Source organism: Abyssisolibacter fermentans, assembly GCF_001559865.1.
Taxonomy (GTDB): Bacteria; Bacillota; Clostridia; order Tissierellales; family MCWD3; genus Abyssisolibacter; species Abyssisolibacter fermentans.
The window spans coordinates 1-25,884 of sequence record NZ_LOHE01000112.1 but is presented as its reverse complement, the minus strand read 5'-3'; the positions used below and the strand labels follow the sequence as shown (position 1 = coordinate 25,884).

Annotated in this window: 23 protein-coding genes; all 23 read right to left on the bottom strand. The window is 27.9% G+C overall.

Annotated elements, in window-relative coordinates:
• Positions 1–371: 371 nt before the first annotated feature.
• Complete coding sequence (codY, locus tag AYC61_RS19730) at positions 372–1,154, bottom strand: GTP-sensing pleiotropic transcriptional regulator CodY (protein ID WP_066507280.1); 783 nt, start codon at positions 1,152–1,154, stop codon at positions 372–374.
• A 167-nt stretch (positions 1,155–1,321) separates the two neighbouring features.
• Positions 1,322–3,400, bottom strand: a complete 2,079-nt coding sequence (topA, locus tag AYC61_RS19725; RefSeq protein WP_066507278.1) for a type I DNA topoisomerase — start codon at positions 3,398–3,400, stop codon at positions 1,322–1,324.
• A gap of 64 nt (positions 3,401–3,464) precedes the next feature.
• Positions 3,465–4,568 carry a DNA-processing protein DprA gene (gene dprA / locus AYC61_RS19720; RefSeq protein ID WP_066507268.1) on the bottom strand — a complete coding sequence of 368 codons (1,104 nt, stop codon included), beginning with the start codon at positions 4,566–4,568 and terminating at the stop codon, positions 3,465–3,467.
• A 14-nt stretch (positions 4,569–4,582) separates the two neighbouring features.
• Positions 4,583–6,112 (bottom strand): YifB family Mg chelatase-like AAA ATPase, encoded by a 1,530-nt coding sequence (locus AYC61_RS19715; protein WP_066507266.1) that lies wholly within the window; start codon positions 6,110–6,112, stop codon positions 4,583–4,585.
• Positions 6,113–6,482: 370 nt separating this feature from the next.
• Positions 6,483–8,141 (bottom strand): ABC transporter ATP-binding protein, encoded by a 1,659-nt coding sequence (locus tag AYC61_RS19710; protein ID WP_066507264.1) that lies wholly within the window; start codon positions 8,139–8,141, stop codon positions 6,483–6,485.
• 408 nt (positions 8,142–8,549) lie between these two features.
• Entirely contained in the window at positions 8,550–8,912 is a 363-nt protein-coding gene (locus AYC61_RS19705; protein WP_066507262.1) for a YraN family protein, read from the bottom strand.
• A gap of 316 nt (positions 8,913–9,228) precedes the next feature.
• A complete protein-coding gene (locus tag AYC61_RS19700; RefSeq protein WP_242866850.1) occupies positions 9,229–9,498 on the bottom strand; it encodes an EscU/YscU/HrcU family type III secretion system export apparatus switch protein in 270 nt (89 codons plus the stop codon).
• A gap of 4 nt (positions 9,499–9,502) precedes the next feature.
• On the bottom strand, positions 9,503–11,059 hold the full coding sequence (fliK, locus tag AYC61_RS19695; protein WP_066507256.1) for a flagellar hook-length control protein FliK: 1,557 nt from the start codon (positions 11,057–11,059) through the stop codon (positions 9,503–9,505).
• 3 nt (positions 11,060–11,062) lie between these two features.
• Positions 11,063–11,698: a ribonuclease HII gene (locus tag AYC61_RS19690; RefSeq protein WP_066507254.1), complete on the bottom strand. Its 636-nt coding sequence runs from the start codon at positions 11,696–11,698 to the stop codon at positions 11,063–11,065.
• A 366-nt stretch (positions 11,699–12,064) separates the two neighbouring features.
• Entirely contained in the window at positions 12,065–12,919 is an 855-nt protein-coding gene (ylqF, locus tag AYC61_RS19685) for a ribosome biogenesis GTPase YlqF (RefSeq protein ID WP_066507253.1), read from the bottom strand.
• Positions 12,920–13,302: 383 nt separating this feature from the next.
• The gene (rplS, locus tag AYC61_RS19680; RefSeq protein ID WP_066507250.1) at positions 13,303–13,650 is read right to left on the bottom strand and encodes a 50S ribosomal protein L19; all 348 of its coding nucleotides are present in this window, start codon (positions 13,648–13,650) and stop codon (positions 13,303–13,305) included.
• 146 nt (positions 13,651–13,796) lie between these two features.
• Positions 13,797–14,483, bottom strand: a complete 687-nt coding sequence (trmD, locus tag AYC61_RS19675; protein WP_066507248.1) for a tRNA (guanosine(37)-N1)-methyltransferase TrmD — start codon at positions 14,481–14,483, stop codon at positions 13,797–13,799.
• On the bottom strand, positions 14,480–14,974 hold the full coding sequence (rimM, locus tag AYC61_RS19670) for a ribosome maturation factor RimM (protein ID WP_066507246.1): 495 nt from the start codon (positions 14,972–14,974) through the stop codon (positions 14,480–14,482). Before rimM ends, trmD begins: the two co-directional genes overlap by 4 nt.
• A gap of 213 nt (positions 14,975–15,187) precedes the next feature.
• Positions 15,188–15,415 carry a KH domain-containing protein gene (locus AYC61_RS19665; protein ID WP_066507245.1) on the bottom strand — a complete coding sequence of 76 codons (228 nt, stop codon included), beginning with the start codon at positions 15,413–15,415 and terminating at the stop codon, positions 15,188–15,190.
• 19 nt (positions 15,416–15,434) lie between these two features.
• Complete coding sequence (gene rpsP, locus AYC61_RS19660; RefSeq protein ID WP_066507243.1) at positions 15,435–15,704, bottom strand: 30S ribosomal protein S16; 270 nt, start codon at positions 15,702–15,704, stop codon at positions 15,435–15,437.
• 31 nt (positions 15,705–15,735) lie between these two features.
• Complete coding sequence (ffh, locus tag AYC61_RS19655; protein ID WP_066507241.1) at positions 15,736–17,076, bottom strand: signal recognition particle protein; 1,341 nt, start codon at positions 17,074–17,076, stop codon at positions 15,736–15,738.
• A 4-nt stretch (positions 17,077–17,080) separates the two neighbouring features.
• Positions 17,081–17,452 carry a YlxM family DNA-binding protein gene (ylxM, locus tag AYC61_RS19650; RefSeq protein WP_066507239.1) on the bottom strand — a complete coding sequence of 124 codons (372 nt, stop codon included), beginning with the start codon at positions 17,450–17,452 and terminating at the stop codon, positions 17,081–17,083.
• An 82-nt stretch (positions 17,453–17,534) separates the two neighbouring features.
• Positions 17,535–18,452 carry a signal recognition particle-docking protein FtsY gene (ftsY, locus tag AYC61_RS19645; RefSeq protein ID WP_338026079.1) on the bottom strand — a complete coding sequence of 306 codons (918 nt, stop codon included), beginning with the start codon at positions 18,450–18,452 and terminating at the stop codon, positions 17,535–17,537.
• A gap of 255 nt (positions 18,453–18,707) precedes the next feature.
• Positions 18,708–22,277 (bottom strand): chromosome segregation protein SMC, encoded by a 3,570-nt coding sequence (gene smc / locus AYC61_RS19640; RefSeq protein WP_066507223.1) that lies wholly within the window; start codon positions 22,275–22,277, stop codon positions 18,708–18,710.
• 132 nt (positions 22,278–22,409) lie between these two features.
• Positions 22,410–23,498 carry an elongator complex protein 3 gene (locus AYC61_RS19635; protein ID WP_082760085.1) on the bottom strand — a complete coding sequence of 363 codons (1,089 nt, stop codon included), beginning with the start codon at positions 23,496–23,498 and terminating at the stop codon, positions 22,410–22,412.
• Positions 23,491–24,213 carry a ribonuclease III gene (gene rnc / locus AYC61_RS19630; RefSeq protein WP_066507216.1) on the bottom strand — a complete coding sequence of 241 codons (723 nt, stop codon included), beginning with the start codon at positions 24,211–24,213 and terminating at the stop codon, positions 23,491–23,493. Before rnc ends, AYC61_RS19635 begins: the two co-directional genes overlap by 8 nt.
• A 171-nt stretch (positions 24,214–24,384) precedes the next feature.
• Entirely contained in the window at positions 24,385–24,612 is a 228-nt protein-coding gene (gene acpP / locus AYC61_RS19625) for an acyl carrier protein (protein ID WP_066507212.1), read from the bottom strand.
• Positions 24,613–24,649: 37 nt separating this feature from the next.
• Entirely contained in the window at positions 24,650–25,660 is a 1,011-nt protein-coding gene (plsX, locus tag AYC61_RS19620) for a phosphate acyltransferase PlsX (protein WP_066507210.1), read from the bottom strand.
• Positions 25,661–25,884 lie beyond the last annotated feature (224 nt).

Below are 25,884 nucleotides of genomic sequence, written 5' to 3'. Positions count from 1 at the left end.
GATAAAATAGTTCTTGGTATTATTATTATTTTCTACAAAAAAGCCATCATTTTATATTATGTACACATAAATCGATCTTCTAATATGAATCGACAATATTTATTTGTTCACCTTAATAATTATACATGCTTTATAAAGAATATAGCATAGTCAATAAGGACTATTTTAACTATAAAGTTTTCTACTTTTTACATATATAGTTTTTTTGTTATTTATATGGTAATTTTGTAATTTTATAATTTCATTTTGAATCTTCTTAAGTTTATCCTCTAATAGAGATGAATTCCCATCCCTATAATAAACTATAATAAAATAATGTTTGAAAATAAAAAAAACTAATAGATATATTATCCACTAGTTTTTTTATTCAGTTAAGATTTTAGCTTTTGCAATTCTTCGAATAATTTATCATTTAAAATTTTTATATATGTTCCTTTCATACCTAATGATCTAGACTCAATGACACCAGCACTCTCAAATTTTCTTAGTGCATTTACTATTACTGAACGAGTAATTCCAACTCTATCAGCTATTTTACTTGCTACTAAAAGTCCTTCATTTCCATCAAGTTCATTAAATATATGTTCTACAGCTTCTAATTCAGAATAGGATAATGTTCCTATAGCCATCTGAACTATCGCTTTTTTACGAACTTCTTGCTCCACCTGTTCATTTTTAGACCTTATTATTTCCATACCAACTACTGTTGCACTATACTCTGCAAGAACTAAATCTTCTTCTGTAAACTCTCTACCAAATCTAGCTAATACTAGTGTGCCTAATCTTCCATTCGAACTTATTATTGGTATAACAGTAGTTATTTTATTTGGATAATCACATTTTGAAACCTGATCAAAAACACACTCTGGTATTTCTAAAATATTCTCTTGTGTTGTATTTATTTTTAAAAGTTCATCGTTGTATTTTTGTGGAAAACGTCTTTCTTCAACAACTTCATTTTCTATAATCCTGCAATCAAAACCCAAGGAAAGACAAAAACCTAATACTCTTCCTCTTCTACTAGCAATATAGACGTTGGCCTCTAGTATTTCACTTAATATTCTGCTAATTTCATCAAAAGAAACAGGTTTACCACCTGAATTTTGCAATATTCTATTTAGCTTTCTAGTTTTCATTAGTAAGCTTTCTCCCATAAGACATCCTCCTTCTCTAATCCCTTCTCTAATATCCATTAAATTCTTGACATACCAACTCGGTATGCCTTCGAATTCACTGAAATCTTCTAATTCAGAAACTTACAGCATATTATCTGGAGTTATATGAATAATCAGGGATAATTTATATCTGATAGTTACCATAGTTATTTTTTATCTACTTTTGTCTTACAACTAATACATTCATGAAATTCACCTTTTTTATTAACTTTCTTAACCATAATTCCATTACAATTTGGACATTTTTCCTCTACTGGTATATTCCACGATATAAAATCACAATCCGGATAATTAGAACACCCATAAAAAACTCTTCCTTTTTTTGATCTTCTTTGAACAATATCTCCACCACATTTAGGACATTTAACGCCTATATCTTTAATTAATGGTTTCGTATTCTTACATTCTGGGTACCCAGGACATGCTAAAAACTTTCCATATCTACCGTGCTTTATAACCATATTTCTTCCACACTTATCGCAAATTACATCTGTTTCTTCATCTTTAATTTCAATAGCTTCTATTTCCTTTTCAGCTATTTCTAAATCATTTTTAAAGTTCTCATAAAAATTAGCAACAACATCTACCCACGATAATTCTCCAGCTTCTACCTTATCAAGATCTTTTTCCATCTTTGCAGTAAATTCTTCATTGACAACATTTCTAAAATAATCCTCTAATAGCTCAGTAACAATAAATCCAAGCTCTGTTGGTGCTAAATATTTATTTTCTAATACTACGTAATTTCTGCTTAATATTGTACTTATTATTGGAGCATAAGTAGCTGGTCTTCCTATTCCCAATTCTTCCATTGTTTTAACCAATGTTGCCTCTGAAAACCTTGGTGGTGGTTGTGTAAAATGTTGCTTCGGAATAATGTCCTTAGCTTTTAAAGTTTCTCCTTTTTCCAAATTTATAGTTTTATTAACTTTTTTATCTTCTTTAATCTTGTATACTTTCATAAATCCATCAAATATCAACTTTGAATAAGATGCTTTAAATAAATATCCATTTGAAACTGTTTTAACTGTAGTCGTTTCAGATTCTGATGGACTCATTTGACTTGCTACAAATCTTTGCCAAATAAGATTATATAATCTAAATTGATCTCTACTTAAGTATTGTTTAATACTTTCTGGAGTCTTGTCTACGTATGTAGGCCTTATACATTCATGTGCATCTTGTATATCATTTTTTTTCTTTTCTTTTTTTACACTTTTTACCCCTCCGTAATACTTCTCTCCTAATTCATTACATATATAATCTTTAGCCTTTTGTTTAGCTTCCTCAGATATTCTTGTGGAATCAGTTCTGATATAAGAGATTAAACCTACTATTCCCTCTTTTTTCTTTAAGTCAATACCTTCATACAATTGCTGAGCAATACGCATAGTCTTCTTAGTTGTAAAATTTAACCTATTAAATGCATCTTGTTGCAAGCTACTAGTTGTATATGGTTTGTAGGGATTTCTTTTTTTAGTTGATTTTTTTACTTCTGAAACAGTAAAGTTATCTTTGTCTATTTTATCTAAAATAGCATTTACTTCTTCTTCATTATTGAGCTCAATCTTATTAGCTTTATTGTTTATAATGTTTCCAATAAAAGAAGAATCTAGTTCCAATTTACCTTTTTTAAGTAAAACATTTATAGTCCAGTATTCTCTAGGCTTGAATTTCTTAATTTCTTTTTCTCTATCACATATAAGTTTAGTTGCTACTGATTGCACTCTACCAGCACTTAAACCTTTTCTAATTTTTTTCCACAATAATGGACTGATTTTATAACCTACTAGTCTATCTAATATTCTTCTTGCTTGTTGTGCATCTACCAAATTGTAATTAATTTTTCTGGGATTTTTTACTGCTTTTGTTATAGCTGATTTAGTTATCTCATTAAACTCTATTCTTATTTTATCAGAATCATCTATCTTTAATGCATTAGCTAAATGCCAAGATATTGCCTCTCCTTCTCTATCAGGGTCAGTAGCTAGTAAAACCTTTTCAGCTTTCTTAACTTCTCTTTTAAGCTCGCTTAAAATCTCACCTTTACCTCTTATAGTAATATACTTAGGTTTGAATTCATTTTCTACATCTATTCCAAGCTTACTCTTTGGCAAATCCCTAACATGTCCAACTGATGCTTTTATTTTATATTTACTTCCTAAAAACTTACCAATAGTTTTTGCTTTAGCTGGTGACTCTACAATAACTAAAGTTTTTGCCAAATCATTCACCTCCAACATCATAACGTCAGTTATTATATCAGATTTATATGTTTTCGTCTACATACTAATTATTTATAGTAAATATTTTTCCTGACATTTGTTTAATTATACCTTTCATTTCAAGCATTGTAAGTATACTTATTAAATCTGACATCTTAATATTTGTGTTGTATTCTATCATATCACAGTGAAGCGGTCCTTGTTTTAATGCTTCTAAAACCTTTTTCTCTTTTTCATTTAATGGATAATTATTAATAATATTATTATCTGCTAAATATTTTGAATCTATTTTATCTTTAAATTGAGTTAGTTCATTTATTATATCTTTTGCATTTATTATAAGCTTTGCTCCATCTTTTATTAATTCGTTTGTCCCTGTGCTATAAATACTGTTAATATTCCCTGGCACTGCAAATACATCTTTGCCTTGTTCTAATGCCAAATTTGCTGTTATTAATGATCCACTTTTTTTCTTAGCTTCAACAACGACTAAACCTTCAGATAAGCCACTTATTATCCTATTTCTTTGAGGAAAATTACCTGCTCTAGGCTCTGCCTTTAAAGGGAATTCTGATATTATGCCACCATTTTCTATTATCTCTTCATATAATCTTTTATTAGATTTTGGATAAATTATATCAACTCCACACCCTAGTACTCCAAATGTACGACCATTAGCATCTAAAGCTCCACTATGGCACATAGCATCAATACCTGCAGCTAAGCCACTTATTATTGTAATACCATACCTTGATAATTCTTTTGATATCTTACCTGCAACCCATTTGCCATAATAGGTAGCTTTTCTTGCTCCAACCATCGCAATACAAATTTCATCATTTCCAACAAAGTCTCCTTTTACATATAATACCTTTGGAGGGTTAAATATATTCCTTAAATTTTTAGGATAATTATCATCTAAAATTGTAATTGTTTTTACTTTTTCTTTTTTAAGTTCATTAAACAATTTGTCTATGTAACCATCACTTTTATATTTAATAATATTTTGCTTAGTTATAGTTTTTAAACCTTTAACATCGTTTATTTCGCTTTTTGATGCAGTCCAAATATTCTGTATACAGCCAAAATGTTCTTCTAGTCTATTTATAGATTTAATTCCTACCTGTTGAATACTGCTAAGCCAAATAAGAACTTCTCTATTTTCCATTTTCAATCCTCCATTTAAGACCAATATTTTCTATCTAGACTTCTATATTGTATAGCTTCAGCAATATGACAGGATTTTATATTTTCACTATTATCTAAATCTGCTATTGTTCTTGAGACTTTTAAAACTTTATTATAAGCTCTTGCACTCAAGCTAAATTTATTAAATGCTATTTTTAATAGTTCTTCCCCTTCTTTATCAAGCTTACAATATTTCTTAACAGCTTTAGGACTAAGGTTTGCATTGTATAAATTTTTTTCATTAGAATATCTGTCTATCTGAATTTTTCTAGCTTTATTTACTCTTTCTCTTATAGTTGCTGAAGTTTCTTCTTTGTTATTGTTTGTCAAGTCATCATATTTTATTGGATTTGCTTCTATATGTATATCAATTCTATCTAATAATGGTCCCGATATCTTTCCTAAATATCTGTTAATCTCCTTCATGCTGCATGTACACTCATGATTAGGATCTCCATAGTATCCACATGGACATGGATTCATGCTAGCTACTAACATAAACTCAGAAGGATATGTGATTGTTGCCGTAACTCTTGATATCGTAACTTCACCATCTTCTAATGGTTGTCTTAACACTTCTAAAGCATTTTTCTGAAACTCTGGAAGTTCATCTAAAAAAAGAACTCCATATTGTGCTAATGATACTTCCCCTGGCATTGGTATTCTTCCGCCACCAATTAATGATATATTTGATATTGTATGATGTGGAGATCTAAAAGGTCTTTCTTTTATTAAATATGCTCCTTTTAATAGTCCCGCAGCACTATATATTTTAGTAATTTCTAATGTTTCTTCAAATGTAAGACTAGGTAATATTGAAGGTATTCTTCTAGCTATCATAGTCTTACTTGACCCTGGTGGTCCTATAATTAAAATATTATGTCCACCAGCAGCAGCAACTTCTACTGCTCTTTTTAATACTCTTTGTCCAATAATATCTGAAAAATCTTCTCTCTTGTCACTATCTTCATCTTCTATGATATCTTTATTAAATATACATGGGCTTATATCAATATCGTCATTTAAATATTTTACTAATTCAAATAAATTATCTACAGGTATAATGTCAATGTTATCTACCATACTACACTCATTTTTATTTCCGTCTGGTATAATAACTTTTTTCATTCCTGCTTCTTTTAGAGATATAACCATTGGTAATGCTCCATCAACCCTGTTTATTTTACCATCTAGTGATAATTCACCTATAAAGCATGTTTTGCTAAAGTCTACATAATTTATATCCTCTGTAGCTATTAATATTCCGACAGCTATTGAAAGATCTATCTGTGAACCTTCTTTTCTAAGATTAGCTGGAGCCAAATTCACAATAATTTTATTAACAGGAAATTTGAAACCACTGTTTTTTATAGCTGTTCTAACTCTTTCTTTAGATTCTTTTATTGATACATCTGGAAGACCAACTATTGCAAACGAAGGCATTCCCTTTGATATATCAGTTTCTACGCCTACATTATAACCATTTAATCCCTGTAATACACAAGTGTTTACTTTTGATAACATATATTCTCTCCTTTTAACACTTTTTACATTTATAATTATTCAATCATATTACTGTAAACTCCTTCATTAATATCAAAATTTTTTTATATTTAAAAATATTCTGTAAAATAAAAGCTATTAAAAATACGATAGCATACTGTTATTTACTGAGTAATACACAATTAATGACACTATATTTTTTATTTTTTTAATGTAAGTATTTTTCTGTATCATTTTATCAGCTTATGTTCAGTCAAACCAAAAATCATCTTTTATATGATTTATTCTGTCATTTTGCCCTATACACTTCTATTACATCAAATCTAAACTGTTCTATGTAAGAATCACATTACAAATGAACTCGCTTAGCTTTATACTAAGCGAGTTCACTCTAAACTTTATAAAATACATCATCTTTTTCATTTTTCTTATATTCGTCTAAATTTATTTCATAATTACATAATTTAAGAATATTTTCTTTATGCGAGATTACGAAGACAATTTTATTATTAAAGTACTTCTTTAGATTGTTAATAATATTTTCTTCCATTATTTTATCTAATGCACTATTTATCTCATCTAGAATTAATACATCAGATTCTTTTAACATTGCTCTTGCAATACAAATAATTTGTTTTTCTCCACCAGATAAATTTAGATTTTTTTCGTTTACTAATGTATTGTAACCATTGTGTAGAGATTCTATTTTTTCATGTATGCCTAATTCTTTACATATTTCATATACTTTTTCTTTTGATACTCTACCAAAACAACTTATATTATCTATGATTGCAACAGGAAATAAATGTATATTTTGAGGTACGCAAGATACTTTACTCAGAATTTCTTTTTCTGAAAATATATTTTGTTTATTACCATTAATATATACATTGTTTAACTTATAGCACCCACATATTATATTTGTTAACGTAGTTTTTCCAGATCCATTACTTCCTCTTATCGCGATTATGTCATTCTTTTTAGCTACAAAATTCAAATTAGAAATAATAGTTTTATTTTCATATTTAAATGTAACTTCATCAAACTTTATTTCTTTTAATTCTTCAATTTTATTGCTTTCAAAATCATTAGATTGGAATTCATTTGAAAAATCTATTACTCTGCTAAGTGAAGTAGTAATATCTTTTAATATTATATCTATTTCTATAATATTCCTTAATTGAGTTGATAATTGTATGGAATAAGAATACATCGCAAATATTGAGCCAATATTAATTTTTTTATATATGTATAATATTCCACCCGCAAATAATGCAACAACTCTAAAAACAGAAATAATAAAGAAACTTAAATTTTTAAAAACTCCTGACTTTTTATTGAGTTTTACATACGTTTTTAAATTCATTTCATTTCTCTTATTCAATAAACTAATACATTTATTTTCAAGTGAAAAAACTTTTATACTTAAAATACCAGCTAAATAGTTTTTTAAATCTATTAATAGGTTTTCTTCTGAAATCTTATATTTGCAATACAATTTCTCTAAAGATTTAGAAAGTAGCTTTTGCATAATTGCAACCACTATAAAAAAAGCTACAATTATCAAAGTTAAAATGAAGTTGATTTTGAACATCATAATAAATAATGCTAAAATATGAATAATAGAAATAACTAAATAGAAAAACTCTGAAAATGCTTTTTCTAGTTTTTCGGTATCCCTAATAATTTTAGTTATTATTTCGCCTTCACTTTTAGTTTGTAAAATATTCATTTTAGCATTAAAAATTCTTTTATAGCAGAAAGTTTTTATATCATTCTCTATTCCTTTATTGATTTTTGAGAAGTTTATATCTATGAATATATTTGACATATCCCAAATGAAATATAATAGCACAGCAGAAAGAAAATCTGTAGATAGTGACTTGAAAGTTGCAAAACCCTCTTCTAAACTATGAATCAATTCTCCTAAAATATATGGAATAGCTACTGATGATAATATCGTCAATACTTCTAAGAAAAATATTAAGAGCACATCTTTTTTATAGGGTTTTACAAACGGTAGAAAGAATTTCATATTCTTGTTTGACATATAACCACCCTTGTTTATTTAATAAATAACTACTATTTAAAATAATCTTTTGCTACTTACATAAATATTAGAAACTAATTTGCAGATAAAGTCATTTCTTTTGATATATCAGTTCTTACACCTACGGAATATAACCATTTAATTTCTGTAATACATAGGGTATTGACTTTTGACAACATACATTCTCTCCTTTTAACACTTTTTACATTAATACTTATTCAATCATATTAATGTAAATCCCTCTATTAATATTAACTTTTTTTAATATTTAAAAATTTTCCATGAAATTAAAAGTATTAAAATACGATAACCTACAGTTATTTACTGGGTAATACTCAATTAACGACAGTATATTTTTTTGCGTTTTTGATATAAGTATTTTTTATGTATTATCTTGTTGGATTATGTTTAGTCAATCCAAAAGGCATCTTCTATATGATTTATTCTGTCATTTTGCCCTATAAACACTTCTATTACATCAAATCTAAACTGTACATCACAAAGTTTATTTATACTATGATACAATAATGCAGTTTTTATTATTTTTCTTTGTTTATAAGGAGTTACTGATTCACTTGGTCTACCATATTTATCAGTTCTTCGAGCTTTAACCTCTATAAATACTATTATATCTTTATCTTTTGCTATTATATCTATTTCTCCTATTTTAGCTGTAAAATTTGTTTCTAAAATACTATAGCCTTTTTTCTTTAAAAAATTCACTGCTAACTTTTCACCAATTTGACCTTGTTGCTTATTTTCACCTTTCATAATATATTTCCCCGCTCTTAAACCCAGATTATTCATAGAAAATTAAATACTTTTTATAAATGAAGCTCATTCTTCGAATGAGTAAGCGATTCACATAAAATCATAGATTTTAGTTCTCTGCTCATGTTTAGAAGATATCCATTAAATTCTCGACGTACTAACTCGGTATGCCTTCGAAGGTAACTTAAATGTACCTCAGACTACGTCTGAATAAGCAATTCACACTAAATTAAAATTTAGGTTCTCTGCTCATAATTCAGAAACTTACAGCATATTATCGGGAGTTATATGAATAATCAGGGTTAAAATAGTTTTACTATAAAATTCCTTTATCTCTAAGCTTGTCTAAATCATGTATATACATAAGAATCTGAGCAACTGCATGATATAACTCTTCAGGAATATCTTCTCCTAAATCAACATCATACAAACTCAATGCTAACTCTTCATTTTCCTGTGTTGGAATTTTCCCTTCTTTAGCTTTTTCTAATATTTTTTCAGCTACTATACCTTTACCTTTAGCAATTACTTTAGGAGCTTCACTTCCCTCATCATATTGAAGCGCAATAGCAATTTTTTTGCTCAAACCATCACACCCTAACATCTAATAAATATTTTTTTTGTTCATTTTTTTCTAACAGATTACTAAAAATTGAATCACTAGTTAATTTGTTGACTGCAATCAATTCAATTCTATTAAATCCTTGGTTTTCTAATTGTTTTTCTAAAAGACTTTTATTATCATTTAATAACTTAGTTATACTTTCATCTTCTGCAAGAAATTTAATTTGAATTTTTTTATTTGTCAACTTACAAACAACATCTATTTTTTTTAGATTTCTTGTGTGTACGCTTATATAAAAATCTGCTTCTTCAGCTTTATTTACTTTATTCTTCTTTAACAAGCCAAACCTATATTTTAAATCTTCAAAGCTTAATTCAACTGGTACATAAAGTAGATTAAATGAATCATTCATATTACTTATAAAATTGATCTTTTGTTCAATAATTCTTGTTTTATCTTCTATGGTAGCTTTGATTACTGAGTTATCTTTTATCATATTTTTTACTTCTTTATTTAAATCATTTAGGTTTTTTATTATATCATCTATACTTTTTTTATCTTCTTGTCCTGTTAAAGCTTTCATTGATTTAACAAATTTATTTAAAATCTTATTTACATCACTCTCTATATTTTTATCAGGTGTATTTTCTATGTTTTTATTAATAATTTTCCCTAGATTCTTAGTTATATTCTTTTCTATATTTTCAGCTATGTTTTTGCCAGCGTTAATCTCCTTATCTAATAATTGGACTATTTCCTTTATTTCATTTTCTATAAATCCTTTTTCATTTGAAACAAACTCGTCAAATATTTTCAAATTATCTAAGTTTACTTTTAAATCCATTTTCAACAGTAACACCACTGTTTTAGTAATGCTGCTGTTTTGATTTTCATTTGATAACTTTACCTCTGACATCAAATTTTTTACTACAGTAGTTACATCCTTTACATCTATTTTAGCTTTATTAACTGTTTCTTGTCTCGTATCTTTATTTCCAGAAACAACTTCTTTATCTATTTCCTTTTGATTAGGCATTTCTTTTAAATTTTGCGTTATATCATCATCTTTAACTTTTATAAAATTACTTATATCTTCTTGTGCAGTTGATATATTTTTTAAAACCATTAATATTTTCTCATTATCACTAATATTACTTAATTGCATCAACTTATCAACGTATTTTAACGCTTTTTCTATTGTCTGCTTATTTATTGGCATTTTATTATCCATTAGTAATTTTACTATTTGAAGATTTTTATCATTTTCTGGTACTCCATTTTCTTTTAATATGAATTTCAATAAATTATCAGTATTAGTTTCCAAAAGCTCACTATTTAATGGTGTTAATATCACCTTGCCATCATTTGTATACTTAACCATGAAATCAAGCATAATATTCTTATTGAGTTGTAAATCACCCTCAAGTTTAGCTTCTATTAATTCTCCACTAGGAGTGCTTATAACTACATTTTTACCCTCTAAGCTTATTATTTTACCTTTTATTATACCGCCGTCTGTCATAGCATTATTCACGTTCAAGTTCATATTAGCATTACTATTGATTGTGCTTACTATTCTCATAATTTACCCCCAAAAACTTAGTTGCTGTGCTTCATCTAAAATTTTTTTAAGAAATGTAAGTCTATGTATTGGACATGGGCCTACTTTTTTCAATGCTTCTCTATGTACTTTTGTACCATAGCCTTTATTTTTTTCAAAAGCGTATTCAGGATATTCCTTTGCTAGTTCTATGCATTGTCTATCTCTATAAACCTTAGCTATTATTGATGCTGCTGCAATCCCATGACATTTTGAATCTCCCTTTATAATATTTTTCTGTGGGATATCTATGTCTAATTTTTCAGCATCAATCAATACATAATCAGGTGTAACACCTTGTCCATCTTTATTTTTAAGATTTTTGATTGCCATTTTCATAGCTAATTTAGTACTATTTTTAATATTTATTTCATCAATTGTTTCAGGTCCAACTGCACCTAATCCAACAGCAACAGCATTTTCAAGTATAATATCATACAGCTTGTCTCTCGTTTTAGGAGTAAGTTTCTTTGAATCATTAACTTTTTCTATTAATAATTCTTTAGGCATGATAATAGCACATGCTACAACTTCTCCAGCTAGACAGCCTCGACCAACCTCATCTATACAAGCTATATAGTTATAGCCTTCATTCCATAGTTCTTTTTCTATACTAAGCATAAAATCCTCCTATTTATATATCTAATTATTCTATCGATTAAATACGTGTTATTCTTTATATTTTTTTGAACTTTCTCATTTTATATAATTATATCATTATAAAAGAGTTATATAAATTGTAAGTTCTTAATAATTCTTAAAAGGCATAAATCTCCAAATGAATTGGAGATTTATGCCTTTATTTTCACTAATACGCTAAATCATTAAATTTTCTCTGCATTTTCACCTATATTTTTTATAAGATAAATTAACAGTTACTACAAATTAAACAAAAAACAGAAAAATAGGTACAATAATATAATGCACCTATTTGATTATACATATTATAACAAAAAAATTTATAAATATATTAACACCATATAATTTTTATCTTTTATCTTCAGGAAGCTCTAACGTAATCCTTCCTAATTTTCCTTTTCTAAATTCATCAAGTATCAAATTAGATATCCTCGTATAGTCTATTTCTTTATTTTTCATTACGCATCCTCTTTTTAATGCTATTTCGTCAATTATCTGAATTGTAGTCTTATTTTCTAATTCTATTTCATATCTATCTATTAAAGTATGAGGATATTTACTTGATAACACTTCTACAAGTTTATACGCTAATGTATCTGTATCCATTATTTCATCTTTTATTGCACCTGTAAAAGCTAAGCTCAATGCTATGTCTTGATTTTCAAATTTTGGCCATAATATTCCTGGTGTGTCTAAAAGCTCTATATTGCCTTTAAGCCTAATCCATTGTTTACCCTTAGTTACCCCAGGCCTATTGCCTGTTTTAGCACTCTTTCTGCCTGATATGGAGTTTATAAGCGTTGATTTTCCCACATTAGGTATTCCCACAATCATTGCTTTAACTACTTTATTCTTAATACCTCTCTTTTCAAGCCTCATTCTTTTTTCTTTCATTAGCTTATCGCAGCTTTTTAGGATCATATTTACACTATTTTTAGTAAGTGCATTATTTAATATTACCTCTGTATCATTATCCTTTAAATAAGTCACCCATTGTTCATTGGCTTTTTTGTCACTTAAATCACTTTTATTAAGTATTACTATTCTTTTTTTATTATTTATCAATTTATCTATTTCCGGGTTTTTACTACTGATTGGAATACGAGCATCTAGGATTTCTATAACAACATCAACTAATGATAAATTTTGCTTAAGTAAATCTCTTGTTTTTTTCATATGTCCTGGAAACCAATTTATATTCATATTATCACCTCATCGATATGTAATTATTTTATGTATATAGTATTATGTACAAATTTAAGGATCTATATCAGATTTCAATAGAAATGTATTAAAAAAATCTCTTTATGAATGGGACGTCTTAATTAAAGATTAAGTCGTTTTTTTAAATACATATTAAGAACAAGATTTGAATCATAAATATATGTAAGCCTGGTGGTATATAACGAAAATCATACTAGTTTTTTGACAATGAAACCTACTTACTTCGCTACTGGGAGTAATTTATTTACAAGAAATCATAGTTTTTTACTCCTCGCATGAGTAAGTAACTTACATAAAATCATAGATTTGAGGTCTCTGCTTAAAAAATAATTGGGACTACAAGAGTCCCAATCTTTAAGTTCTTAATAATTTCTTTTTTCTTTAACTTTAGCTCTTTTACCAGTTCTTTCTCTAAGGTAAAATAACTTAGCTCTTCTAACTTTACCTCTTCTAGTAACAACTAGTTTTTCTATTCTTGGTGAATGCAATGAAAAAATTCTTTCAACACCAACTCCATAAGAAATTCTTCTTACAGTAAAAGTAGCTCTAGAACTTTCACCTTGCTTTTTAAGAACAGTTCCTTCAAAAACCTGAACTCTTTCTCTGTTTCCTTCTTTGATATGATAATGTACTTGTACTGTATCTCCTACATTAAAATCAACTAAATCATTTCTTAATTGTTCTTGTTCAATTGCTTTTATGATATCCATTGTATAACCTCCCTTCGCCTAGATGTTCATGCATAAATGCAGCGGACCATCAGTGTTACATTAAACAACCTTTGATGATTATATCACATCTATAAGTTATTTACAATATTTTTTATAATAATAATCACATGTAATTATTATTTTTACTATTCTTTCAACTTAAGTTTTTTTATTATGTCTGGTCTTACTTTCATAGTTAGCTTCAATGCTTCAGTCTTTTTCCATTCTTCAATTTTTTTATGGTTTCCTGAAATTAAAACCTCTGGAACTTCTATACCGTTAAATATTCTTGGTCTTGTATATTGTGGATGTTCTAATAATCCTTCATAATGAGATTCTTCTATAAAAGATTCTTCACTAGATAAAACACCGGGTAAAAGTCTTCCCACCGAATCAATTAAAACCATCGCTGGTATTTCTCCGCCTGTGAGAACATAATCACCTATCGAGATTACATCATCTACGTAATTATCTATGATTCTATGATCTATACCTTCATAGTGACCGCACAAAATAACAATATGTTCTTCTTTTGATAGTTCATTAGCTATTGCTTGATTGAAAACTCTTCCTTTTGGACTCATATATATAACTTTAGCATTATCAGATTTTACACTTTCTATCGCTCTAAATATTGGCTGGGGTTTCATAACCATACCTTGACCGCCACCAAAAGGATAATCATCAACTCTTTTGTGCTTATCTAGAGAAAAATCTCTTATGTTATGATAATCAATAGACATTATATTATCATCAACTGCTCTTTTTATTATACTACAGCTAAATATCCCACTAAACATCTCTGGGAATAATGTTAATACATCTATTTTCATTCTATCATTCCTTCAATAGGGTCTATTATCATCTTATTTTCTTTAACGTTTATATCTTTTACTATTTCTTTAACTGCTGGAATTAATACGTCTGATTTTTTTGTTTTAATGACATATACATCATTAGCTCCGGGCTGTAGTACTTCTTTTATTTCTCCAAGATATTTTCCATTAGCTAAATATACCTGCAAGCCTACAATATCAAAAATAAAATATTCATCTTGATCTAATCCTATTAAATCTTTTTCATCAATTTGTATGAATTTATTCTTATAACATATAACGTCATTTATATTATCATATCCCTTAAATTTAACCATAACTACGTCTTTTTTATACCAAACATCTTCAATTTCAAATTTAGCTTCATCAATAAATACTTCTTTTAAATCATCATATCGATACATATTTGTTGTAAGTGGTATAACTTTGACATATCCTCTAATTCCATGTGTATTGGCAATTTTCCCAATCTGAATCTTATTATCCATAAGCACCTCAAATTTACTTTGATTTTATAAAAACTTAATTTTAATTCACTCAAAATCAAGTTTTGGTTCTCTACTAAATAAGAGGATGCCTCAAAATGTTTTTAAGTCATCCCCTCAGAGCTGTTTCAAAATGAATAAAGTTTCTTAAAGTTTGTAACCCAGACTTAATTTTTTTCTCTGAGTAAGTTATTTATCCAATTTAAAGCAGCTCTCTTAAATAATTTCAACTACAACTCTCTTATTTTCTTTAATAGCTGCTGCCTTTACTACTGTTCTAATAGCCTTAGCTATTCTTCCTTGTTTTCCAATGATTTTTCCCATATCATCTGGGGCTACCTTTAACTCAATTATAACTGATTGAGTTCCTTCTATTTCTGTAACTTGAACTTCTCCTGGCTGATCTACTAGTGCTTTTGCAATTATCTCCACTAATTCACCCATTCTTTTCACCCCCTAAAATCTAGGCTTTCTTAGATTCTTCAAATTTCTCTATAATACCATTATTTTTGAAAAGAGTATTTACAGTATCAGTAGGCTTAGCTCCAACTTGTAACCATTTAACAGCTTTTTCATCATCTATATTGATAACTTTAGGTTGTGCTACTGGATTATAATAACCTATTTCCTCAATAAACTTTCCATCTCTTGGTGAACGAGAATCAGCTACAACTATTCTATAAAAAGGTTTCTTTTTTGCACCCATTCTTTTTAATCTTATTTTTACTGCCATGTTTTCACCTCCTTTAAAATATTAATGTAATTTATTTGAAAAATGGCAAGCCAAATTTTCCTCTTTTTTTCATTGATTTTTCCATTCCTGAAAACTTCTTAAGCATTTTTTTAGTTTCTTTAAATTGCTTTAATAATTTATTTACATCCTGAATATTTGTTCCACTACCTTTTGAAATTCGTTTCCTTCTACTAGCATCAATTATCTGAGGATTATTTTTCTCTTCTTTTGTCATTGATTTTATTATAGCTTCAACATGAGCAAGTTCTTTATCATCTACCTTTAAATTCTTTAACTGTTTTGAATTCACTCCAGGTATCATACCTAATAATTCATCTAAAGGTCCTAAGTTTTTCATCTGTTCTAGTTGATCTAAAAAATCATCAAATGTAAATTGCTGAGTTCTTAGTTTCTTTTCGAGATCCATAGCTTTCTTAGCATCAATATTTGCTTGTGCTTTTTCTATAAGACTTAAAACGTCTCCCATTCCTAATATTCTTGATGACATTCTATCGGGATGGAAGATTTCCATATCTTCAAACTTTTCTCCCATACAAACAAATTTAATTGGCTTTTCTGTAACAGCTTTTATTGAAAGCGCAGCTCCACCTCTAGCATCACCATCAAGCTTTGTTAATACAACGCCACTTATTTCAAGTTTAGAATTAAATTTGTCAGCTACTGTAACTGCATCTTGACCTGTCATAGAATCTACAACTAAAAGAATCTCACTTGGTTTAACCTCTGTTTTTATATTTTCAAGTTCATCCATTAAATTTTCATCTATATGAAGTCTACCAGCAGTATCAATAATAACAACATCATTGTTATGTTTTTTAGCATGCTCAATTGCTGCTTTTGCAATATTTACAGGATTTTGATTGTTTCCCATTGCAAATACCGGTACATCAACTTTAGTTCCTACAACCTGTAATTGCTTTATTGCAGCTGGTCTGTACACGTCACAAGCTACTAATAAAGGTCTCTTAGCTTTCTTTTTTAATAATAAACCCAATTTACCCGTAGTTGTTGTTTTACCAGCACCTTGTAATCCGCACATCATTATTACAGATGGAGAACTCGAAAGATCTAACTTGCTTTCTTTTTGCCCCATAAGCTCAGTTAATTCTTCATTAACAATTTTTATAACATGCTGCCCAGGAGTAAGGCTTTCCATTACTTCTTGACCAACGGCTCTTTCTTGTACTCTATTTATGAATTTTTTTACAACCTTGAAATTAACATCTGCCTCTAATAATGCAAGCTTGACTTCTCTCATGGCATTTTTAACATCTTTTTCAGTAAGTTTTCCCTTTTTTTTCAGCTTGCCTAATGCATTTTGCATTTTTTCACCTAAGCTCTCAAAGACCATTGCTTCACCTCCTGGTTGTTTTTAATATATCCAACACTAATTTTTCAATTCCTTTTATCTGAACCATACTATTTTTATCATTATAAACATTTTGATTGTTTTTTAAATTATTTATATATTTAAGTATTTCTTCCATGTTTACAATACTGTTATTAAATTTCTTAACTAATCCAAGCTTTTCTTCAAACGAATATAATTTTTTTTCGGCACGTTTAATTATGTCATAGACTCCTTGCCTACTTATATCTAACTGCTCTGATATCTCTCCTAAGGATAAATCATGAATATAATATAGCTCAACAGCATCGTATTGTTTTTTGCTTAATAAATTTCCATAAAAATCAAACAAATAACCAATCTCAAAAAACTTATCCATGACTTCATCCACCTTTACCTGTGTAAAGTTTTTTACTTGACAGTAGTTATTTTACACTACGATACCGTCTTTGTCAACATATTTATTCTGAAAATATTGCATCTACGAACGTTTTTGGATCAAATTCTTGTAAATCATCAATTCTTTCTCCAACTCCAACAAGTTTAACTGGAACATTTAATTCTGAATTTACAGAAAAAACCACTCCGCCTTTAGCCGTTCCATCTAGCTTTGTTAATGCAATGGCAGTAATATCACAAGCTTCTTTAAAAGTTTTTGCTTGCAAAACAGCATTTTGTCCTGTTGTTGCATCTACAACCAATAATACTTCTTTTGTTGCTTTTGGATATTCTCTTTCGACAACTCTAAAAATTTTATTTAACTCATTCATCAAATTCTTTTTATTGTGTAATCTACCAGCTGTATCACACAATAATATGTCTGTTTTTCTAGCTTTAGCTGCCTGTATAGAATCAAATATAACAGCAGCAGGGTCTGCACCTTCACTATGAGATATTATATCAACTCCTGCTCTATTAGACCATTCTTCTAGTTGCTCTATTGCAGCTGCTCTAAATGTATCCCCTGCAGCTATAAGTACCCTTTTGCCTTTATTTTTATATTTATTAGCTAATTTACCTATTGTAGTTGTTTTTCCTACACCATTAACCCCTACTACTAACACAATTGCTGGCGAAGGTTCAATAGTAAGTTTATGTCCACTTTCAGAACTGTCAAGCAGCTCTACTAATTCTTCTTTTATTAAATCTTTTATTTTGTTTGCATCCTCTATTTTTCTTTCTTTAACTTTATCTTTGACATTATCTATTATTTGCATAGTTGTTTCTACGCCAATATCTGCTGTAATAAGAATTTCTTCTAAATCTTCAAATAGCTCTTCGTCTATTTTTCTGTAATTTTTCAGAACATTATTTATTTGCGCAGACATATTATCTCTAGTCTTTGACAGCCCTCTTTTTAATCTTTCAAACATACTCATTTTAGGACTTTCTTCTTGAGGCTTAACCTCTTCTTGCTGCACAGTTTCTTCTTCAATTTCTACCTCTTTGTCCTCAATAACTTCTTCTTCTTTTACTTTTTGATTGTCATTTTCATCTAATTCTTCAATTATTTCATCTTGCTGCTTATTTAATTGATTTTCTTGTTCTTCTTTTTGTTTTTCTTTTTTCCCAAATCCAAAAAAATTCTTTAGCATATTTTTCCTCCTAGCTTATTATGATTAAAAATATTTATATTAACTTACTTTTTCATCTAGTATATCTGTTAGTTTAAGTGATATAACCTTACTTACACCTTTTTCTTCCATAGTAACTCCATATAATGTATCAACGGCTTCCATTGTACCTTTTCTATGTGTTATAACAATAAATTGTGTGTTGCTTGAATAATCCTTTAAATAATCTGCAAATCTGTATACATTTGCATCATCTAATGCAGCTTCTATTTCATCCAATATACAAAATGGAGTTGGTTTTAATTTAAGTATAGCAAATAACAGTGCAATTGCAGTTAGTGCTTTTTCTCCACCTGATAAAAGCATTATGTTTTGTAATTTTTTACCTGGTGGTTGAGCTATTATTTCTATACCTGTTGTTAATACTTCTTCTTCATTTTGCAAATAAATATCAGCTTTCCCTCCTCCAAATAGCTTGATAAACACTTCATTGAAATGTTTTTTTATCAAGAGAAAATTAGCTTTAAACTTGTCCTTCATGTTTATTTCCATATCAGTAATAACTTTGTTTAATGAGCTTTTTGCATGTATCAGATCATTCCTTTGCTTCGTAATAAATTCATATCTTTCTTTTACTTGTACAAATTGTTGTATTGAATCAATATTGATATTGCCTAAAGCTTTAATTGATTTTTTTAATCTACCCACTTCATTTTTTATTATATTAATATTTTCAATTTCTTCTTTATAATTTAAAGCCATTTGATATGACATTTCGTATTGTTCCCAAAGCTTGTTATTATAATTTTCTAATTGTATATTATATTTTTCACTTTTAAGATCTATTTTACTTAACTCTTCGTTATATTCACTAAGTTTGCTTGTAATACCTTTAAGTTTATTTTTCTCTTTTTCAAAAATTTCAATACAATTTTCTTTCTCTTCTTTATATTCATTTAAGCTTTTCGTGAATTCTTCTAATGTAGAGTTCATGTTATCTTTTTCTTCTTTATATTTATCTTGAAGCAATACATTATCTTGAATTTTTTGATTGTTCTCTTCTAATAGTTTGTGTTTAATCTCCAAATCTTGTTGGTTTTTATTTGACATTTCATCTAATTTATTAGTATTTTCTTTAATATGTTTTTTATTTTGTATAGATGAAGCTAATTTCAATCTTGTATCTATGACATTTTGGTTTTTTTGTTGATAATCTTCTCTTTTTATTTCATTATCTTTTTCTAATGTTTCTATACTACTCTTTATTTTCTCATTTTCACAATTTATTTCATTAATTTCGACCTTTAATTTTTCTAAATCATATCTAGAGCCTATATTTTCTTCTAAAAGTGTTTTGTTTTGTTCATTTAATTTATTAATAGACAGTTGTATGTTAGACAAATTTTCTTTATCTTTCTTTAATTCATTCTCAATATTTATTATTTGAACTTTTATGCCATCAAGTTCAAGTTTATTATTGCTAATATTTGTTTTAATTTCATTTATAGTATTTTGTATGTCAATAGATTTTTTTTCTAATTTTTTATATTCTTCTTTACCATTTTGTATTTTGTTACCTAACTCATCAATAATTCTTTTTCTTGATAATAAACTTGTATTTTTTTTATTATAACTTCCTCCTGTTATACTTCCAGCAGGATTTAATACGTCTCCATCTAATGTTACTATCTTAGCATATTGTTTTATATTTTTTAATAATTTTATACCATTATCAAGATTGTCAACAATTATTGTTCTTCCTAATAAGTATTCAAATATATTTTTATATTTATTATCATAAGTAATTAAATCACATGCTAAACCTAAAACACCATTTGTGTTATAGGTTCCATATATTCTGTTGCCTTTTATTAAATTTAGAGGCAAAAATGTAACTCTACCAAGTTTATTTTTCTTCAAATACTCTATAGCTGATTTAGCATATGAATCATTTTCAGTCACCACATTTTGTATACCAGAACCTAAAGCTATCTCTATAGCCCTTTCATATTTCTTATCAACTTTTAATAATTCTGCTACAACTCCTTTTACTCCTTTTGAAAACGTATAGTTATTTTTACACGCTAATAGTATATTCTTAACACTTTTATAAAAACCATCATACTCATTTTTCATATCTTTTAAGAGCTTGTACCTAGAAATAGAACCTTGAAGCTCTGATTTTATATTGTCCATTTTTTGTTTAATTGTATCGTATTCACTGATTAAACTAGTTTTTTTATCAATATAGTTGTCTATATTATTATGGGTAATATTTAAATTATTTTCTGCTTCTTCTTTGTTCCTTATATTTAAACTAATATTTTTATTTTTTTCATCAATTTCTTTTTCGTATGCTTCAATTTCTAATGTCAATTGCTCAATTCGTTTATCTATATTTTTATTAAAAGTCTCCATCATATTAATTTTACTTTTTTTCTCAGCCACTAAATTTAAATTATGTATTAGCTGAGTCTTTTTTTCTTCAATACATAAATCATTTTCATCAATTAGTTTTTGAACTGTCACTAAATTCTCAGTACTACTATGCAGGTTAACTTCCATTTCAGCTATATCTTTTTCTAACAGCTCAATATCTGCAAGCAAAGTTTCTTTTTCACTTACATCCCTTTGTATACTACTTTTAGTTAAATCTATTTCTTTCTTCAATCTTTCATTTTCTGATTTCAAAAAAATATTCCTTTCATTTAATAAAAGAATATCTCCCTCTTTTTTTTCAACTTTGCTTTGCATATCATATTTGAAATTTAAGTTATCTTCGATTTTCTTATCTATTTTATCAATCTCTGCTTTATATTCATTACATTTTGATTCTGACTTTTCACTTTCTATCGTATATATATTTTTCTGCTTTTGTAATGATTCTATTTGTTTATTTAGCACATCTTTTTTTTCTTCGATTGATTCAATTTCGTGTATAAATAAATTAACCTCTAAACTCTTTAAGTTCTCACTTAATTCATTATATTTTTTTGCTTTTTTAGATTGGCTTTCTAAAGGTCCTATTTGTTTTTCAAGTTCATATACAATATCATCTATTCTTAATAGATTATCTTTAGTCTTTTCTAATTTTCTTTCTGCTTCTTTTTTTCTAGTTTTATATTTAACTATACCTGCAGCTTCTTCAAATAAATTTCTTCTATCTTCTGATTTTGTACTTAAAATTTCGTCTATACGCCCTTGTCCAATTATTGAATACCCATCTATACCTACTCCAGTATCCATAAACAATTCTTTTATATCTTTTAGTCTACAACTAGTCTTATTTATATAATACTCACTATCGCCAGATCTAAATACTCGTCTTGTAATATTGACTTCTGAATAATCTAATGGTAATGTTTTTTCTTTATTATCTAGTACTAGAGTTATCTCTGCAAAACCTAATGGTTTTCTGGTAGCTGTACCTGAGAAAATTACATCTTCCATTTTCCCACCTCTAAGTGTTTTTGCACTTTGCTCTCCTAATACCCATCTTATAGAGTCAGAAATATTACTTTTACCACTGCCGTTAGGACCAACTACTCCAGTTACACCTTTTTTAAATTCTATTGTTGTTTTATCTGCAAAGGATTTAAAACCGTTAAGCTCTATCCTCTTTAAATACAAATTTAACCACCTCATCTCAAACTATAAATTACTTTTACACATTATTCATCTTCTGTTTATATGAAATTTGCTAGACAAATATAATTTACAAATCACTATCTTAAATAATTGAGATTATGATATTTGTTTACGTTATATAAGATTGTTATTTTTTAAATATTTTTCGCTGTACTTTTTAATATCCACAGCTACTACTTTATTATTATAATGTATATTAATAATATTTTCAGATATATTGCATGATAACATTTTTACTTTTTTTATACCATAAGTTTCTTTTATATGTTTGATATTTGTTTTTCTATTTCCAACAAAATCTGAGACATGCCTTTTATTTATTTCTATACAGATATCATCTAAATCTTTAATACTGTTAGTTTCAAAAACTTGGTCTATTATAATCTTATATATGCGTGACTGAGTAAGTTGTCTAAATGCTGAATGAAAAGGTCCAGCCAACACATCATTGCCTAAAGTAATATTATCTGTTGGTTGTAATCCAACCCTTATCACATTTATATTATGATACTGAAACATCATTAACAACTTTGCTGAAGTTTTTACTGCGTCATCTAAGTCTAATGGTTTATAATGACCTGTTTTCATCATTTCTTCTAACATTGTTTCTTTTAAGACTAAAGTTGGATAAATCCTAACTAAATCTGGTTTTAATTTTATGAATTCTTTAGCTGTTTTTATGCATTTATTTTCATCATCACCTGCTAAACCAACCATCATTTGTAATCCTAGTGTGAATTTATATTTCTTTATAAGCTCTACAGCATCATATACGCTCTTTACATTATGCCCTCGATTGTTTTGTGTTAATACTTCTTCATCTAAGGATTGTACACCTAATTCGATTATATCAACTTTATTTTCCCTTAGTATATTTAATATTTTATTATTTATATAATCTGGTCTAGTAGAAAGCTTTATTTTTTGTATTTGTCCACTATCTTTGTATTTTTTAGCTAATCCTAATAGTTCTCTTTGAACTTCTAAGTCTATAGCTGTAAAGCTTCCTCCATAAAATGCAATTTGTATTTCACTATCTTTATTTATAGTTTTAAGATTTCTTTCAATTATATATGTAGCTTGCTTTTGTGTCATACTTGTACTCATACCTGTAATTTTCTTTTGATTACAAAAAACACAGTCGTTTATACAACCTTGATGTGGTACAAATATAGGAATTATTTTGATTTTTTTATTAATCATTTAACAACCCTTCTTTATCTAATGCTGATTTAGCTGCATTTTGTTCAGCCTCTTTCTTGCTTTTACCTATACCAGTTCCTATTACTTCATCACAATTACTTACATCTACATAAAATATCTTGTTATGATCTGGTCCTTCTTCTTTTATAACCTTATACTTTATGTTGCATTTATCTTTTTGCTGCATATATTCTTGAAGCTGAGTTTTATAATCTAAAAATATTTTTCCATTAACAGCATCATTAATTATATTAATCATATAGTTTAAAATAAATGATTTTGCTTTTTCTAATCCACCATCCAAATATATAGCTCCTACTATTGATTCGTATGTATCAGCTAAAATAGAAACTCTTTCTCTTCCTCCTGTAGATTCTTCTCCTTTGCCTAACAAAAGATATTTTCCAAATTCAAGTTTTTTTGACATGTAATCTAATGACTGCTCACATACCACTATAGCTCGAAGCTTTGTTAATTCTCCCTCTGGATAATTACTGTATTTTTTAAATATATAATCACTTATTACTACACCTAACACAGCGTCTCCTAAAAATTCCAATCTCTCATTATATTTAATATTCATCCTTCTGTGTTCATTGGCGTATGAACTGTGAGTCAACGCCCTATTTAATAATTCAACATTTTTAAAACTATATTTTATTTTACTTTGCAATGAATCAAGTTGCACCAGTCGTTTTGCATTAATTTTATTCATCTTTTCCTCCATAATTGTCAGATAATATTATAAATATTTTAATACACGTTAAAACATTGATAATATTATCCCTATTTTTTTTTAAGTTTATATACCAAAAACCAAAAATAATTTTCCATATTTTACGTATTTAATAAACATAAAGCCCCGAATTTTCAGGGCTGTTCATTCTTAAATGCGTTGTTCAATATACGTTACTGCATCTTGTACCGTTTTAATATGTTCAGCTTCGTCATCCGGAATTTCCAAATCAAATTCATCTTCTATAGCCATTATCAATTCAACAACATCTAACGAATCAGCGTCTAAATCTTTTTGAAAAGAAGATTTTTTACTAATTTGATCTGAAGAAACTGATAATTGTTCTTCTATAATCTGTACTAATTTTTCATATACCATAATTACACCTCCCTATTCAGTTATATACTAAAATATATTATACATTATCTTTTGAATTATTCAAATACTCAATTTCATCTTTTATAATATCTACTACTTTTTTATCAATTATTTGCTTTGCTTGTCTGATTGCATTTTTTATAGCCTTAGGATTTGAACTACCATGAGCCTTAATAACTGGAGATTTTAGTCCTATTAATAATGCTCCACCATACTCGCTATAGTCAAAACTATTTTTTAATTTTTTTAATCCCGATTTAAGCATCAGTGCAGCTAATTTCGTTTTAATAGAACTTAAAAACACATCTTTTAATTGTGAAAATAATGTCTTAGCAAGTCCTTCTGATAACTTTAATATTGTGTTACCAACAAAACCATCACAAACCATAACATCAACTATGCCCTTAGGTACATCTCTTGCTTCAATATTACCGCTAAAATTAACGTCAGAATTTTCTATTAAATCATAAGCTTCTTTTACCAGTTCATTACCTTTCCCTTTTTCAGTACCAATATTTACTAAACCTACTTTTGGATTGTCTATATCAAGTATTTTATTTGCATATACAGAACCCATAATAGCAAATTGTTGTAAATATTTTGCTTTACAATCTGCATTTGCACCCGCATCTAATAATATACTTGGTCCTTTTTCACATGGATAAACAGGTGCTATTGCCGGTCTATCAATTCCTTTAATTCTACCAACAACAAATAATCCGCCTGTTAAAACCGCTCCAGTATTCCCTGCAGAAATAAACGCATCTCCTTCACCATCTTTTACTAATTGCATACCGATTACAATAGAAGAATTCTTTTTATTTCTTATCGCTTTAACTGGTTTATCTTCATTAGTTATAATTTCATCAGCATTGACTATTTTAATTTTTTGACCTTTATAATTATATTTATTTATTTGTTCTAAAATTAATCCTTCTTTCCCTACTAAAATAACATCAACACCATACTCATTAACTGCATCAATAGCACCTTTTACAGTAGATACTACACCATGATCTCCTCCCATGGCATCAACAACTATTTTCATTTCATCCTCCTTAAACCCAGATAATACATAGAAATTAATACTCTTAATTAAACCCAGATTATTCATAGAAAATTAAATACCTTTTATAAATGAACCTCATTCTTCGAATGAATAAGCGATTCACATAAAATCACAGATTTTAGTTCTCTGCTCATGATTAGAAGATGTCCATTAAATGGCAGGCATACCAACCCGGTATGCCTTCGAATTCACTGAAATCTTCT

Coding starts and splice junctions, on each gene's coding strand:
- codY (WP_066507280.1), bottom strand. CDS start 1,154: ATGGGAGAAAGCTTACTAATGAAAACTAGAAAGCTAAATAGAATATTG.
- dprA (WP_066507268.1), bottom strand. CDS start 4,568: ATGGAAAATAGAGAAGTTCTTATTTGGCTTAGCAGTATTCAACAGGTA.
- AYC61_RS19715 (WP_066507266.1), bottom strand. CDS start 6,112: ATGTTATCAAAAGTAAACACTTGTGTATTACAGGGATTAAATGGTTAT.
- AYC61_RS19710 (WP_066507264.1), bottom strand. CDS start 8,141: ATGTCAAACAAGAATATGAAATTCTTTCTACCGTTTGTAAAACCCTAT.
- AYC61_RS19705 (WP_066507262.1), bottom strand. CDS start 8,912: ATGAAAGGTGAAAATAAGCAACAAGGTCAAATTGGTGAAAAGTTAGCA.
- fliK (WP_066507256.1), bottom strand. CDS start 11,059: ATGAGAATAGTAAGCACAATCAATAGTAATGCTAATATGAACTTGAAC.
- AYC61_RS19690 (WP_066507254.1), bottom strand. CDS start 11,698: ATGCTTAGTATAGAAAAAGAACTATGGAATGAAGGCTATAACTATATA.
- ylqF (WP_066507253.1), bottom strand. CDS start 12,919: ATGAATATAAATTGGTTTCCAGGACATATGAAAAAAACAAGAGATTTA.
- rplS (WP_066507250.1), bottom strand. CDS start 13,650: ATGGATATCATAAAAGCAATTGAACAAGAACAATTAAGAAATGATTTA.
- trmD (WP_066507248.1), bottom strand. CDS start 14,483: ATGAAAATAGATGTATTAACATTATTCCCAGAGATGTTTAGTGGGATA.
- rimM (WP_066507246.1), bottom strand. CDS start 14,974: ATGGATAATAAGATTCAGATTGGGAAAATTGCCAATACACATGGAATT.
- AYC61_RS19665 (WP_066507245.1), bottom strand. CDS start 15,415: ATGGGTGAATTAGTGGAGATAATTGCAAAAGCACTAGTAGATCAGCCA.
- rpsP (WP_066507243.1), bottom strand. CDS start 15,704: ATGGCAGTAAAAATAAGATTAAAAAGAATGGGTGCAAAAAAGAAACCT.
- ffh (WP_066507241.1), bottom strand. CDS start 17,076: ATGGTCTTTGAGAGCTTAGGTGAAAAAATGCAAAATGCATTAGGCAAG.
- ylxM (WP_066507239.1), bottom strand. CDS start 17,452: ATGGATAAGTTTTTTGAGATTGGTTATTTGTTTGATTTTTATGGAAAT.
- ftsY (WP_338026079.1), bottom strand. CDS start 18,452: ATGAGTATGTTTGAAAGATTAAAAAGAGGGCTGTCAAAGACTAGAGAT.
- AYC61_RS19635 (WP_082760085.1), bottom strand. CDS start 23,498: ATGATTAATAAAAAAATCAAAATAATTCCTATATTTGTACCACATCAA.
- rnc (WP_066507216.1), bottom strand. CDS start 24,213: ATGAATAAAATTAATGCAAAACGACTGGTGCAACTTGATTCATTGCAA.
- acpP (WP_066507212.1), bottom strand. CDS start 24,612: ATGGTATATGAAAAATTAGTACAGATTATAGAAGAACAATTATCAGTT.
- plsX (WP_066507210.1), bottom strand. CDS start 25,660: ATGAAAATAGTTGTTGATGCCATGGGAGGAGATCATGGTGTAGTATCT.